Genomic DNA, 14,613 nt, shown 5'->3' on the forward strand with positions numbered 1-14,613 from the left:
TTTGGAATTATAAAATTTAGGTAAAACAATTCATAAAAAAAAACCTTCTCATTAAGAGAAGGTTCATTTTAAAATTTAGTGACCAGGATTTTGCACACATAATTTATTGTACAATAATTCATTTAATGGTATTGGCCATAAATATTGTGTATCACTACTTAATGCTGCAGGAGCAGCACCTTTTATTGGGAAATTTTGACCTAACCTCATAATATCAGGTGAACTAAAACCTTCGCCTAACAATTCTATACGTCTTTCTACAGCTATTTGATCTAATAAAGATTGAACGGTTGTAAAAGAAGCCGCAGTAAATACAGTTGTAGCATCAGATCTACCACGAACAGCATTTAATAATTGAATTGCTCTTGCATCAATTGAATTGCTATTTCTTACAATAGCTTCAGATAAATTTAAAAGGATTTCAGAATAACGGATAACAGGAACATAATCTGGGTCTGCCTGAGGACTTGTCCATTTATGAAGCCATTGTTTGCCACCTGTAACAACATTAAAGTTTCTTCTAGAATCTGATGTCTTCCAACCTGTATTAGAAATAATACCTTGTGGTGATAAAGAATATTCACTACCCCCATTAGAAGTTGAATTATAATAGAAAACTAAACTATTTTGTGTCCCTGGAGTATCGTTAGAACTAAATGCAAAAGAAAATAAATTTTCAGCAGTCGTAGCTCTACCATAAACAGTACTTATAGATGCAGCTAATGCATTAGAAACTCCAGTTGGCGCACTAAAAGGTGCTGCATTAGAGACAATTTTATTACCCTCAGTAACTACATCAGCATATCTTCCCATACTTAAAAGAACTCTTGTTTTTAAAGCTATTGCTGTATTTCTATGAGCTCTTGTAGTATTATTAATAGCAGATGAATTTGTTAAAGGTAAATTAGTCTCAGCATAATTTAAATCCTCTAAAATTTGTTTATAAATATCTGCTACAGAAGATCTAGCTAAATCACCTCTTCCGGTTCCAGTTTGAGGAGTAATTCTTAGCGGTAAACCAGGAGAAGCTCCATTATCTGCAGTAAAAGGTTTAGCATACAAAGTTACAAGAGAATAGTAAGACAATGCTCTTAAAAAACGAGCTTCTGCTGTGTATCTCGCTTTTAAAGCACCTGAAAGAGATCCTGATTCAACACCACTTATAACAATATTAGAACTATTGATTGCATTATATGCAGCTGTCCATAAATTTTGCACTTCATTGGTTGAAGATTGTATACCAAAGTTCCAAACAAATAAGTTTGTAACTCCATTATTTCTTTCATTTAAAAATTCAGGACCTCTAACGTCTTGATAATTAAAAAAACGTCCTCCATAGAAATTACCAACTTTTACACGACCGTAAACACCTAATACTAATTGCTCAACCCTTTCTGGAGTTGCAAATGCATTAGCGTCACTAATTCTTGTTTGATTCACTGGATTAAGTGCATCATCGTCAGTACACGATACGATGAACAAAACAGCCATCAGTGATAAAAATAAATTTTTCATAATTGTTATTTTTTTAAAAATTATAAACCTAAGTTAAAACCAAAAGAGAACGTTCTTGCCATTGGCGCAGAATTTCTATCAACACTTGGAGAACCATTAGCATTACCATTACTTGAAATTTCAGGATCAAAACCAGAATAATCAGTGAAAGTGAAAGCATTTTGAGCACTAATGTAAAATCTGAAACTTGACAATTTAAGAGGATCTAAAATACTTTTTGGCAAATTATAACCTAATGCTATGTTACGAACTTTAACAAAATCCCCTTTTTCTAAATTGTCAGAAATAGGTAATGAAGAACCATTTGAAACGTTATCACCAAAAACAATTCTTGGGATTTCAGTAATATCTCCTGGGTTTTGCCAACGTGTTAACACTTCAGCTGAATTGTTCCAAACACGTTGATCACGCAGACCTGCTTGGGTTCCATTGTAAACATAATTTCCTCCAGAGAAATATAATGCAACATTCAAATCAAATCCTTTATATGAAAATGTATTGTTTAAACCTCCAAAAAATGTTGGTAAAGCTGGACCATAAACTTTAGCATCTAGCGCTTGGTTAGGCGCACGTGTTATAGCTCCGTCACTTACTCTTGTCCAACGACTAGCTAAAGGTGCTGAATGATCGTATTGAACTGCTGTACCATCTCCATGATAAAATATTCTTCTACCATTAGCAGGATTAACACCATCAGTTCTAACTAAATAAAAATTACCAATTGATTGTCCAACTCTGATTATGTTAGCATTCTCTAATTGAGTTGCAACTATAATATCAGAATTATTAGCATCAAGTGCTGTAACTAGATTTTTTTGAGTTGTAATATTGAAACTTGCATTCCACTTAAAACTACCTTTATCGAAAATTTTAGCATTTAAAGTTAATTCATAACCCGTATTTTTCATACTACCCACGTTAGCTAAAATAGCATTTCCAGGAATACCTAAGGATGCAGCTTGTGGAACACTTAAAATTAAACCATCAATTAAGTTTTTATAATAACCCAATTCACCAGAGATACGGTCGTTAAATAATCCAAAATTTAAACCAAAATCAGTTTTACTACTGGTCTCCCATTTTAAATTTTGATTACCAGCACGGTTATAAAATAATGTTGTGTTTGCTCCATTTACACCTGCATCAAAAAAGCTACTTGAAGCAAAATCATTTAAACCTTGGTTGTTACCAACAACACCATAACTAGCTCTGAACTTAAATTGATTAACAATTTCAGGACTAATAATATTTTTGAAGAAGTTCTCATCTGCTAATGACCAACCTACAGATCCACCCCAGAAATTACCCCATTTGTTTGATGGAGAAAATGCAGAGAAACCGTCACGTCTAGCATTTGCTGAAATGAAGTATTTTTTACTAAAATCATAACTTACACGACCAAAATAAGACTCTAAATAATTCTCAGTAAGCAAATTACCTGAAACAACTATTGTATTAAAACCACCTTGATATTCATTAAAAAATGGATCTGATACTCCCCTTCTTGAAGCACCCCAAGAATCAACTTTTGAATATTGACGTTCAGAACCAACTAAAACACTAAGATCTTGATTATCTGAAAATCTAACATTATAATCTAATACGTTTTGAATAGATTTTCTAGCATATCGATTCATAGTATTAGTAGCAGCTCCTGCAAATTGCTGACCGTTTCCGTTTAAAGGACCTAGAAATTCTTTATTTTCAACTAACAGATTATCAATACCGTATAAAGATTTAAAATTCAAGCCCTTAGCTAGTTTTAACCCAAGGTAAAAATTAGATATAATATGATCGTTTTGATTAGAAATACTGTTATTATCTAAAATGTACTTAATATTTGGCCATTGTAACGCAGTAAGGTTATTCCCCTGACCTATTTGAGTTGGTGCTAAATTATAAGTACCATTATTATTAAAAGGTCCAACGTTAGGAGCTTGAGCGAAAGCTAACCTAGCTGCACCAGACGAATCAAAATTAGACCCAGCAACAGATCCAGTACTAATACCATTGTTTCTTGAGTTGGTATAATTGAATGTACCCCCTAAAGTCAACCAATCCGTAACTTTTTGATCCAAAGTAAAACGACCTGTTTGTCTTCTGAAATCATTATTAATAAAAATTCCTTCTTGTTCTAATTGACCTGCTGATAAGAAATACTTTGTATTTTCGTTTCCACCAGAAATACTAACACTGTGATTTATAGCTGTACCTGTTCTATAGGTTAAATCATACCAATTTGTATTTACTAACTTACCATTAGCATCGGTCATAGTATAAAAACCTCTTGTAGTACCATTTGCGGGTGTTCCAGCATTTCTCAAACCTTCGTTTTTAATATCTGTAAACTGTTGAGCATCCAATACGTCGATTAAATTAAAAGGACTTGTAAAACTCACAGATGAGTCTAAATTAACAGAAAATTTACCAGCTTTACCTTTCTTAGTAGTAATTAAAATTACACCAGCAGCCGCACGAGAACCATAGATTGCAGCAGAAGAGGCATCTTTCAATACTTCAACACTTTCAATATCAGCTTGATTAATATTTGCTAAAGGATTGTTAGCTGCCTGGTTTTGATTAAGATTATCTCCATTCCAAGATGGAACACCATCAACAACAATTAAAGGATAAGAACTTAAAGTGATAGAATTCACTCCTCTAATTCTAATAACTGCTTGATTTCCTAATACCCCATTTGGCTGAGAAACGTTTACACCTGATGCAGCACCAGAAAGTGCCTGATCAAAACTTTGAACAGGGATATTTTTGATTTTATCACCACCAATCTTTGCTATTGCGCCAGTTACATTTCTTTTCTTTTGAGTACCATAACCTACAACTATAACTTCTTCTAATGCATTATTTGCATCTTGCAATTTCACATTAACCGTTGAAGCTCCCGTTACGTTAACAACAGATTCTTTCATTCCAATAAATGAAAAAACTAATGTTTGTCCTATTGTTGCTTTAATAGTGTATTTTCCTGACAAATCAGTTTGAACACCAACCTTAGTACCTCTTACCACAACATTTGCACCAGGAATAGGACCAGATGCATCTGATACAATACCTGAGATAGTTCTTTCTTGTGCAAAAGAAAACTGCATAGAGAACGCTAATAAAAGCGTAAAAATCCATTTAAATTTTGATCTCATATTAAATATGTTTTGATTTAGTTATGGAACAAAAATCATAATAAAATATTAAAGAAACAAATTTTTAGAAAATTTAACACTAATCACGTTACAATTAAATTGTAATCCGTAACAATCGTGCATCTAATAGACTTAAAAAAAATCAAAACAGTCAATTTTAATTTTAATTTTGCAAAAAAAACCACATGCTACTATCTCATCATTACAGTTCAACTCAAGAAGCAGGAGCTGATGAGGCCGGAAGAGGCTGTCTAGCTGGACCAGTTACAGCTGCTGCAGTAATACTTCCTGAAAACTGTTTTATCCCATTGTTAAACGATAGTAAAAAATTATCCGTTAAAAACAGAAACGAATTAAAACCTATTATTCAAGAAGCTGCGGTCACTTATGCCGTTACACATCTAGAGCCTATAATTATTGATGAAATAAATATTTTAAATGCATCAATCAAAGCTATGCAGGAATGCATACTGAAATTAAATCCAAAACCTATATCGATAATTATTGACGGTAATTCTCCTTTTTTACCTAAAACCGGTATTAAAAATCGTGGCGGCTTTATTTTTAGCGAAGCTGATATTGAAATTTTAACTACAACACCAAGTGTTTGTATCATAAAAGGAGACGCAAAATACCAAAGTATAGCCGCTGCTTCAATATTAGCAAAAACATATCGGGATGAATACATGAACACTATTCATGAAGAATTCCCTATGTATAACTGGAATAAAAACAAAGGTTACCCTACCAAAGATCATAGAGAAGCCATAAAAAAATATGGCATCACAAAATACCATCGTTTGAGTTTTAGATTACTGCCTGAACAATTAAAGCTCATCTTATAAATAAAGAATCACTTTACCAAAATTGTACAGTGTTATTTTAAGTTTTCTTTTTAATTTTGAGAATAATTAAGTTAATAAATCACAATAATTTTCTTTTAAAACTTTTAAAAAAGGACATTGAAGCCATTTATTTCTTGAGAAATTATATTTATTTATAATAGGTAAACAAAAATAAACGTTTTTTAAGTCAAAAAAATTGACAATTGAAAATCGACTTGAGTTAATCTCTACCTTATTTAAAATAGAAAATAACTCAATGAGTTTATGAAAATTTATTTTACTTCAAGGTACATTCAAAAAGATTTTTAAAATGATATAGGATTTTTTCTTTAATTTCAATTTCATTTACCCGATCTACGCCTAGTTCCACGTTTAAGGAAGTTACAGCTTTTCCTTTTATACCACACGGAATAATATTATCAAAATACCCTAAGTCAACATTCACATTTAATGCAAACCCATGCATGGTAACCCACCGCGATGCTCGAACACCCATGGCACATATTTTTCTAGCAAATGGTGTCCCTACTCCAAGCCAAACACCTGTCTCCCCTTCGCTACGCCCACAGGCAAGACCGTATTCTTGTAGTGTAAGAATAATCGACTCTTCTAATAAACGAAGGTACTTATGAATGTCTGTAAAAAAATTTTCTAAATCGATAATTGGGTAGCCTACTATTTGTCCTGGGCCGTGGTAGGTAATGTCACCGCCTCTATTAATTTTATAAAAAGTAGCACCTTTGGCTTCCAATTGCTTTTCAGATAAAAGCAAGTTAGTCAAGTCACCGCTTTTACCAAGTGTATACACATGCGGATGCTCTACAAAAAGAAAATAATTAGGTGTAGCCAATTCAAGTTCTTCTCGACGATTCCGAATTTTTAAATCTACAATACCCTTGAATAATTCTTCTTGGTATTCCCAAGTTGCTTTGTAATCTTTATTTCCTAGGTCTTGAAGTTGGATTTTTTTATTCATTTTATTTAATTTTCAAACAGCACTTTAAATCCTAGTTGATCACTATTCGCTTTTAAGTTTTCTATAGGAATCTCAACCACAAAGCTTTTTTTATCCTCTGAAATCTTAGCGTCCTTTAATGAGATGCTTTTTATTTTTTTGGGGAAATGATATTCTAAAGAATATTTACATTCCTTAAACATATCCTCCATTTTTTTTGACAATTCATCATCAGATTCTTTTGCAGCACTCTTTTTTTTGTTTTTAGAAGTAGAAATTGCTTTCTTGATTTCTTTATTATTTTTATCTAATACTTTCTTTTCAAAACTAGCACCATCATAAGCAAACGAAGTTCTAAAATCATTCTCGTCCTCTGATTTTTTAGAAATCTTACCTCCTAACCTTTTATCTGATAATGATAATACCTCAGCACTTTTTAGAGGAGACACCATATTTTTCAAGCTATCTAAAGACGCAAAATCAAATGCCATATTGTATTCAAACAGCTGTTTTTCTTCATTGACTTTTAAATTGATTTTAAAATCCTCAAGCAATTTTAACTGCTCTTTTTCTACCAAAGAGAGTTTACCAATGCTGTCACTCATTTTTGCAAACATTTCCTTGAATGTAAAAACGGTATCTACATTTTTAGAAACTTTTGCAGAGTCACTTTTTGGTCCTCCCATTTTTAATAAAGCAGCCATATCAAAACCATACGAAAATGTTCCTGAACCGTTTTCATTTATTACCATTTTCTCTTTTATGGTACAACTCACTATTAAAAAAAGAACCAAAAGAAATACTGCTGTTTTTTTCATATTTTTTTTTTCAAAGATACAAACTAAAGATACAAACTCTTGGCAAAAGAAATTGAGTACATTACTATTCAAAAACCACCTCAAGATTAGTGCTTTCTGGATTTTGCAAACAATCTGTAATTTTAAAATCTATTTGTAAAGATTTTTGATCAAGACTAATTTGTGCTTTTGGATTTGAAACCGATTTTATTTTCACTGGAAACTGGTATTTTAGCACAAAATTTTGAACTATTTTAAATTTAGAATAATGATTTTTATAAGCCTCTATTCTTTCTTGTTCTGATTTAAGTCTTTCAACATCCGTTATTTTAACAATCCGTTTGAAAATTTTACCATCATAATTGTATTGCACACTAAAATAATGTTCCTCGGCAGCTAGTGCATAATTGTGAATAATATCGCTTACATAATTTTCGGTTTTTAAAAGGTCCGCAACTTCATCAACTGCTTTGAATTCTTGCGTAAAGGTGGTTCGAAAATGTTTTTCGATTGAACTTTTTTTAATATGAACAATTACTGGACTAAATTTTTCAAAAACCTCTTTTTCAAATTTTGTTAGTCTAGAAAAAGTTTCTTGGTTTTTAGCAATGACATCCTTAAAAACATAGGTAGTATCCTTGAATTCCTCTTCTTCTTTAGAATATTCTTCACCCACTAACATCTGGTAACTCTGCTCTTCTCTTAGCACCTCTTGCACTATTTTCCCTGACCCATCAGTGTTTATTATAATTGTTTCGGTAATTTGACAGCTTGTTAATACGATTAGGCATACTAAACCTACATATTTCTTCATAAGAACTACATTCATAATTAATAAATTCAAATATACATGAATTGTGCTATTTTTCGGGTGTTATGAAAAATATATATTCTGGAATTGCCCTGATAGCAGCGGCATCCTTTTTTTTCTTGTTTTTACAAGAAAAAAAGATAGAGCGAATAGCAGGAATAGACGCCAACTGAAGGGTGATTGCGTGCATCAAAAAAGAAAAAAAGGAGTCTTGATAAACTTTAAATTTTGAATCTTAAGTAGTATCTTTGCAAACTTAAAAAAGCATAAAATGGCATTATCCGAACAAGAAATATTACGCAGAGAAGCACTTACTGAATTACGAAACCTAGGTATTGAGCCTTATCCAGCAGCTGAATTTGTTACGACGGTTTACTCTAGCGAAATCCTAGCCGATTTTGAAAAGTACGAAGGTAAAGAAGTTGTTTTGGCAGGTCGTTTGATGGGAAAACGTATAATGGGAAAGGCCTCATTTGCTGAATTGAAAGACGCCGAAGGCCGTATTCAAGTATATATTTCAAGAGATGATGTATCAAATGACGAGGAAAAAACAATGTACAATGTAGTATTTAAAAAGCTATTGGATATTGGTGATTTTATAGGGGTACGCGGAACGGTTTTTAAGACACAAGTTGGTGAAATATCTGTTCATGTTTATGGATTAACAGTGCTTGCTAAAGCGTTGAAACCACTACCAGTTGTAAAAACAGATGCCGATGGTAAAACGCACGATGCTTTTGCCGATCCTGAGCAAAGATACCGCCGTCGTTATGTTGATTTAACTGTAAACGATCATGTAAAAGAAACATTCATCAAGCGTACCAAGTTGTTTAACGCCATGCGTTCTTTTTTTAACAACGCGGGCTACCTTGAAGTTGAAACTCCAGTTTTGCAACCCATTCCAGGAGGAGCCGCTGCAAGACCGTTTATTACACACCACAATTCACTTGATATTCCGCTTTACATGCGTATTGCAAATGAATTGTATTTAAAAAGATTGATTGTAGGTGGATTTGACGGGGTTTATGAATTCTCTAAAAACTTTAGAAATGAAGGAATGGACAGAACGCATAATCCAGAATTTACTGCCATGGAAATATATGTAGCCTACAAAGACTACAACTGGATGATGAAATTTACCGAAAATTTACTAGAGCACTGTGCACTAGCGGTTAATGGTACAAGTGATGCAACATTTGGGGAGTATAAAGTCAATTTTAAAGCGCCTTATGCACGCGTAACAATGACGGATTCTATAAAGCATTTTACAGGTTTTGATATTTCTGGTAAAAATGAAGCTGAATTATTTGAGGCAGCCAGAGGAATGGGCATTGACGTTGATAAAACGATGGGAAAAGGAAAGCTTATTGATGAAATTTTTGGCGCTAAATGCGAAGGAAACTACATTCAACCTACTTTTATTACTGATTACCCTAAAGAAATGTCGCCACTTTGTAAACAACATCGCGATAATCCTGAATTGACAGAGCGTTTTGAATTAATGGTATGCGGAAAAGAAGTTGCGAATGCGTATTCTGAATTGAATGATCCTATTGATCAAAGAGAGCGTTTTGAGGACCAAATGCGCTTAGCAGAAAAAGGTGATGACGAAGCTATCGGAACGATAGATGAAGATTTCTTGAGAGCTCTTGAGTATGGTATGCCACCTACGTCAGGTTTAGGTATAGGTATGGACAGATTGATGATGTTTTTGACTAATAATTCTTCTATTCAAGAAGTATTGTTGTTTCCACAAATGCGTCCTGAGAAAAAACAAGTTAAAATTGAGCTTGAGGAAGACGAAAAATTAATTGTAACACTTTTACAAGTAAATAACAATCAAATGGAATTTGGTTTATTGAAAATACAATCGCAATTGAGTGGTAAAAAATGGGACAAAGCTATGAAAAACCTTTCATCATTAGGCATGACCGAAGTTGTAGTTGAGGGCGATGTGAAAGCTTGCCGATTGAAAGAATAATTTTTTTTAATAAAAGAAAAAAGGAACTTCATTTTGGAGTTCCTTTTTTTTTGAATCCATTGTAATTAAAAATAATTTAATCTTAACTTTAAAATACATTAATTTGTTCAAAGATTCAAACCTTATCTAACGAATAAAAAAGGTCTTTTATGGAGTTGTTAGATGTATCATAAAATCACTGGTACGTTAAATCTGTCATAAAAATAATACGGTTTTTAATTTAAACTCTATTTTTACTCCAAAAAAATAGATATGAAAAAAATCACAACATCATTATTTGCATGCTGTTTTTTTGCATTTGCAAATGGACAAGCTAAAGAGGGCCAACTCTTAAAAGGCAAGTGGTTAATTGAAGCCAATACTGGTTTTGGTAACAATGTAGGTTCTACAGCTTTATATTTTAGTAATTCTAATGGGGTAAACTCCTTTAATATTGGAGCAGAAGGTGGCTATTTTATTAAAGATAATCTATCTATTAAACTTGGTTTGGGCTATGGAGAAATTGACGGAAAGGGCGAACCTCTTGCTTACAAAATTGGAGCTAAATACTATATTAAAGGCATGATTCCTGTTGAACTTTCGTACAATGGTATCGGTTTTGGCCAAGCTGATTTAAATCCTACGTATGTAGGAACTCAAATTGGTTATGCTGTATTTTTGGGAAAAAATGTGAGTATTGAACCTGGAATAATATATAATTTTGCAACACACAAGCAGTTTTATGACAACCAGTTCCTGTTAAACATTGGTTTTGCATTGCATTTTTAAAATAAAAAGTAATCAAAAAAACAAGCCGGCTCCCTGCAAGGAGTCGGCTTACTAATTCAAAACAAAACTAACTAAATATTAAAAACCTAAACCTACAGCCATTGCAGTAGCTTGAACATTTACATCTGTGATTTTTGTTGCCGCACCTGTAGCTAGATTGATGCTATATACAGAGGTAACGTTATTTACTTTAAGCAATGCAAAAGCTGTAGTACTATTTCCTCCAATATCAAATCCACTATCAGCATCTACATTTATACCTAAACTTCCTATTGATACAAGAGTTCCATTATTAGGCGGATCTTGACGGAAAAGAGTATCTGTTTGTGAGTCTATTACAAATAAAACCGTTGTTGTTGCACCCGCTATATTATTTGTGTATGCACCTGCAGTAACAGCTGGAGTTCCAGGATTTAAATTTCCGTCAACTGCTACAACAGTACCTAAATCCGGGTGTAAACGTAAATTTTGACCTGTATTACTCACTAAACGTATTCTATCAACAGTAGGATTAAAATCAAAACCAAAAGCAGTACCTACTAACGCAGTTCCAAATGCAGAACCTACAACAGTTAAAGCTCCACTTGCCGTATTCACTGTAAAAAGTCTACTTTGATTTGACACAGCATACAAACCACCATTTGCCGGTCTAAAATCCAGTCCTACGATAGATTCATTTGTTGCTAATCCTGTTAAAGCAGCCGAATTGTTAGTTCCGTTTGTTGGGTTAAAACGAAATAACATATTAGTACTTGTAGTAGCATAAGCAATAGGATTTGTTTTAAAAGCAATACTAATCACCGAATTTGCAAATTTACCAACATCAACTGCTTTACCTGTAGCTAAATCAATTGTGAATAATGTAGTAACATTAGCATTGTTAGTAACTGCTAATGCGGTAGAGTTATCAGGTAAAATGTCCATATCTCCTACCCCTTGAAAGTTAACGCCTAGATCCCCCACAACTTGCAGTGTCCCATCATTTGGAGGTGTTTGCATGTACAATTTATCTTGCTCAAAATCTATATCGTACAACATGGTTGTTGTAGCTCCAGCAATACTATTGGTATATGCTACGGCACCAATTTTTGCATTTGCACCACCATTTATAGCGCCATCAGTTGCAACTACTGTACCTAACTCAGGGTGCAATCTCAAATTTTGACCAGAATCTGTAACCAATCTAATTCTGTCAACTGTTGGATTAAAATCAAGCGAAGCATTTGTACTAGCTAAAATAGGCGCAAAAGTAGTTGAACCCAATACAGTTGCCACGCCACTTTTTTCATTAATAACATACAAACGGCTTGACGAGCCTAAACCGTACAATTGTCCCGTTGCTGGTCTATAATCAATACTCACAATATTTTCTGAAGAGGGCAATCCGACAATTGCAACACTAGAAGACGAAGTCGATAGATTACGCGCATTATAAGTAAGAATCGTGTTATTACTAGCCAGTGCGGTAAAATTTACATCTGGAGCAACAGCTGCCATCATCATATCGTTTGAATCATCGTCATTACATGAAATTGCTGTAAGGGACAAAAATGCTACCCCTAGCAAGGAAGCAAAACCTAAATTAAGTTGTTTCTTTTTCATCGTTTTTTTTATTTGGTTATACAAACATTTACGAAACGATATTTAATTTGGTTTTACCAAATCTATTTTTTTTTGGTTATCCAATGAAAATCAAACTGTAATTTGCTAACTACACTTTAAAATTCTCATGCATTACAGTTAAAAAAAAGAATAAAAAAAACGGGTAAATTAAATCCAATTCTGTTGAAAAAAAGAATGTAAACTTAAAAAAACGTTTCTATATTGCTAAAATTGAAAGAAATAATCCTCCATAACAACCATTTTCTAGATAATTTTTTGTTAAGTATTAAACTTTTTTGTTTCGCATTTGTCCTATAGCAATAAACTTTAAAACAAAAAAAAATGAAAAAATTATTGATTGTAATGGTTTTAGCTTTTGGAATAACAAGTCAAGCGCAAGAAAGAAAAACAAGAACTGAGGGTGCTAAAATGGAACGCATGAGTACCGATCAAAAAAGAGCCTTACAGGTCAAGAAAATGACGCTGGAACTAGATCTTAATGCATCTCAGCAAAAAGAAATTAGTTCACTTCTTGCAGAACAAAGCACTAAACGTGAAGCGATGCTTGCTAATAGAAAAGCCAATAAAACCGCAGAAAAAAAACAACTAACATCTAATGAGCGTTTTGAGCTTAAAAACCAAATGCTAGACAATCAAATTGTGATGAAAGATCGAATGAAAAAAATTCTTTCGACTGAGCAGTTTAAAAAATGGGATGCTTCAAGAACAGAAAGACAGCAGCGAGCTGCTAAAAGACTAGCTTATCAGCATGGTAAAAAAGCGAATAGAATAGAGTCTCACAGAAAATAAAAGCTTAATTTAAAAAACACCCCAAATAGTATCTACTATTTTGGGGCATTTTTTAATAAGTAATTTTTATGTCAATCCTTTTTTAGAAAGTTTTAGACACTTTATCAATGGCTTGAATAGTAAAATCTAGATCTTCATACGTTAGCGCATCGGTAATAAACCAAGTCTCATACGCTGAAGGCGCTATGTAAATTCCTTCTTGGAGTAAGCCATGAAAGAATTTCTTGAATGTTTCATTATCTCCTTTTGCAGCTGTTTGAAAATCTACAACTGCTTTTTCATCAAAATGCACCGATATCATGGATCCTATGGTATTGATAGTAAAAGAAACCTCATTATTAGTTAACACTTTGTTGATTCCTGCTGCTAAATAAGCTGTTTTTTCTTTTAATCGATTAAACACGTCTCTATCTGCGTCTAAGGCTTGTAACATGGCTAATCCTGCGGCCATAGCCAATGGATTTCCAGACAAAGTTCCGGCTTGGTAAACAGGACCTAATGGCGCAAGATAATTCATAATTTCAGCGCGTGCTGCAAATGCTCCTACGGGTAAACCTCCGCCAATAACTTTTCCAAAACAAACAATATCTGAACTAACTCCAACAAGCTCTTGAACTCCGCCTGCAGCAAGTCTAAAACCGGTCATTACTTCATCAAAAATAAGTAGGATTCCATTATCTGAACACAATTGGCGCAAGCCCTCTAAAAAACCTTCTTTAGGTGGAATACAACCCATATTACCTGCCACAGGTTCTACAATAATGGCTGCAATTTCATTAGGATTTGCTGTAATTAATTCCACAACATTATCTAAATCATTGTATCGCGCAAGCAAGGTATCCTTAGCCGTTCCAGCGGTAACACCAGGGCTATTAGGAGAACCAAATGTAATAGCGCCACTTCCTGCTTGGATCAAAAAAGAATCCGAATGTCCGTGGTAACAACCCGCAAATTTGATGATTTTATCTCTTTTAGTATACCCACGTGCTAGTCTGATAGCACTCATACAAGCTTCTGTTCCTGAATTTACAAAACGAATTTTATCAATATTAGGTACCATTTTTATGGCCAAAGCAGCTATTTGGGTTTCAAGCTCAGTTGGCATTCCAAAAGAGGTTCCTAATTTTGCTCTTTCAATTACAGCTTCAACGACAGGCTCATACGCATGGCCTAAAACCATTGGTCCCCATGAATTGATGTAATCTATTAGTTTATTTCCATCTTCATCATACAGGTAAGCACCTTTGGCACTTTTTACAAAAATAGGTGTACCACCTACTGCTTTAAAGGCACGAACAGGAGAATTGACACCTCCAGGAATTACTTTTTCTGCTTCAGCAAAAAGCTGACTACTTCTTTTATATAACATCT

At 33.5% G+C, this 14,613-nt stretch carries 11 protein-coding genes; 4 read left to right on the forward strand and 7 right to left on the reverse strand.

Features of this window, described 5'->3' with window-relative positions; genetic code table 11:
* Positions 1–75: 75 nt before the first annotated feature.
* Together AC061E_RS07020 and AC061E_RS07025 are read right to left on the reverse strand one after the other, a co-directional pair.
* On the reverse strand, positions 76–1,515 hold the full coding sequence (locus AC061E_RS07020; protein WP_478285591.1) for a RagB/SusD family nutrient uptake outer membrane protein: 1,440 nt from the start codon (positions 1,513–1,515) through the stop codon (positions 76–78).
* Between the two features lie 20 nt (positions 1,516–1,535).
* Entirely contained in the window at positions 1,536–4,673 is a 3,138-nt protein-coding gene (locus tag AC061E_RS07025) for a SusC/RagA family TonB-linked outer membrane protein (protein ID WP_478285592.1), read from the reverse strand.
* Positions 4,674–4,858: 185 nt separating this feature from the next.
* Between AC061E_RS07025 and rnhB the strand changes: the two genes are divergently transcribed.
* Positions 4,859–5,518, forward strand: a complete 660-nt coding sequence (gene rnhB, locus AC061E_RS07030) for a ribonuclease HII (RefSeq protein ID WP_478285593.1) — start codon at positions 4,859–4,861, stop codon at positions 5,516–5,518.
* Between the two features lie 277 nt (positions 5,519–5,795).
* On the opposite strand, the gene lipB is transcribed toward rnhB, so the two are convergent.
* From lipB to AC061E_RS07045, 3 genes are all read right to left on the reverse strand, one after another.
* A complete protein-coding gene (gene lipB / locus AC061E_RS07035; protein WP_478285594.1) occupies positions 5,796–6,494 on the reverse strand; it encodes a lipoyl(octanoyl) transferase LipB in 699 nt (232 codons plus the stop codon).
* Positions 6,495–6,499: 5 nt separating this feature from the next.
* Complete coding sequence (locus tag AC061E_RS07040; RefSeq protein WP_478285595.1) at positions 6,500–7,291, reverse strand: hypothetical protein; 792 nt, start codon at positions 7,289–7,291, stop codon at positions 6,500–6,502.
* 64 nt (positions 7,292–7,355) lie between these two features.
* A complete protein-coding gene (locus AC061E_RS07045; RefSeq protein WP_478285596.1) occupies positions 7,356–8,099 on the reverse strand; it encodes a hypothetical protein in 744 nt (247 codons plus the stop codon).
* Positions 8,100–8,352: 253 nt separating this feature from the next.
* On the opposite strand from AC061E_RS07045, the gene lysS reads away from it, so the two are divergent.
* Both lysS and AC061E_RS07055 read left to right on the forward strand, forming a co-directional pair.
* On the forward strand, positions 8,353–10,062 hold the full coding sequence (gene lysS, locus AC061E_RS07050) for a lysine--tRNA ligase (RefSeq protein ID WP_478285597.1): 1,710 nt from the start codon (positions 8,353–8,355) through the stop codon (positions 10,060–10,062).
* 252 nt (positions 10,063–10,314) lie between these two features.
* The gene (locus tag AC061E_RS07055; RefSeq protein WP_478285598.1) at positions 10,315–10,830 is read left to right on the forward strand and encodes a hypothetical protein; all 516 of its coding nucleotides are present in this window, start codon (positions 10,315–10,317) and stop codon (positions 10,828–10,830) included.
* A gap of 78 nt (positions 10,831–10,908) precedes the next feature.
* On the opposite strand, the gene AC061E_RS07060 is transcribed toward AC061E_RS07055, so the two are convergent.
* Positions 10,909–12,432, reverse strand: coding sequence for a DUF4394 domain-containing protein (locus AC061E_RS07060; protein WP_478285599.1), 1,524 nt, complete (start codon positions 12,430–12,432; stop codon positions 10,909–10,911).
* A 342-nt stretch (positions 12,433–12,774) separates the two neighbouring features.
* On the opposite strand from AC061E_RS07060, the gene AC061E_RS07065 reads away from it, so the two are divergent.
* Complete coding sequence (locus tag AC061E_RS07065; RefSeq protein ID WP_478285600.1) at positions 12,775–13,242, forward strand: hypothetical protein; 468 nt, start codon at positions 12,775–12,777, stop codon at positions 13,240–13,242.
* 82 nt (positions 13,243–13,324) lie between these two features.
* On the opposite strand, the gene hemL is transcribed toward AC061E_RS07065, so the two are convergent.
* Positions 13,325–14,611 carry a glutamate-1-semialdehyde 2,1-aminomutase gene (hemL, locus tag AC061E_RS07070; RefSeq protein WP_478285601.1) on the reverse strand — a complete coding sequence of 429 codons (1,287 nt, stop codon included), beginning with the start codon at positions 14,609–14,611 and terminating at the stop codon, positions 13,325–13,327.
* Between the last annotated feature and the right edge of the window lie 2 nt (positions 14,612–14,613).

Source organism: Flavobacterium sp. GNP011 (assembly GCF_056428925.1).

Coding starts and splice junctions, on each gene's coding strand:
- AC061E_RS07020 (WP_478285591.1), bottom strand. CDS start 1,515: ATGAAAAATTTATTTTTATCACTGATGGCTGTTTTGTTCATCGTATCG.
- AC061E_RS07025 (WP_478285592.1), bottom strand. CDS start 4,673: ATGAGATCAAAATTTAAATGGATTTTTACGCTTTTATTAGCGTTCTCT.
- rnhB (WP_478285593.1), top strand. CDS start 4,859: ATGCTACTATCTCATCATTACAGTTCAACTCAAGAAGCAGGAGCTGAT.
- lipB (WP_478285594.1), bottom strand. CDS start 6,494: ATGAATAAAAAAATCCAACTTCAAGACCTAGGAAATAAAGATTACAAA.
- AC061E_RS07040 (WP_478285595.1), bottom strand. CDS start 7,291: ATGAAAAAAACAGCAGTATTTCTTTTGGTTCTTTTTTTAATAGTGAGT.
- AC061E_RS07045 (WP_478285596.1), bottom strand. CDS start 8,099: ATGAATGTAGTTCTTATGAAGAAATATGTAGGTTTAGTATGCCTAATC.
- lysS (WP_478285597.1), top strand. CDS start 8,353: ATGGCATTATCCGAACAAGAAATATTACGCAGAGAAGCACTTACTGAA.
- AC061E_RS07055 (WP_478285598.1), top strand. CDS start 10,315: ATGAAAAAAATCACAACATCATTATTTGCATGCTGTTTTTTTGCATTT.
- AC061E_RS07060 (WP_478285599.1), bottom strand. CDS start 12,432: ATGAAAAAGAAACAACTTAATTTAGGTTTTGCTTCCTTGCTAGGGGTA.
- AC061E_RS07065 (WP_478285600.1), top strand. CDS start 12,775: ATGAAAAAATTATTGATTGTAATGGTTTTAGCTTTTGGAATAACAAGT.
- hemL (WP_478285601.1), bottom strand. CDS start 14,611: ATGTTATATAAAAGAAGTAGTCAGCTTTTTGCTGAAGCAGAAAAAGTA.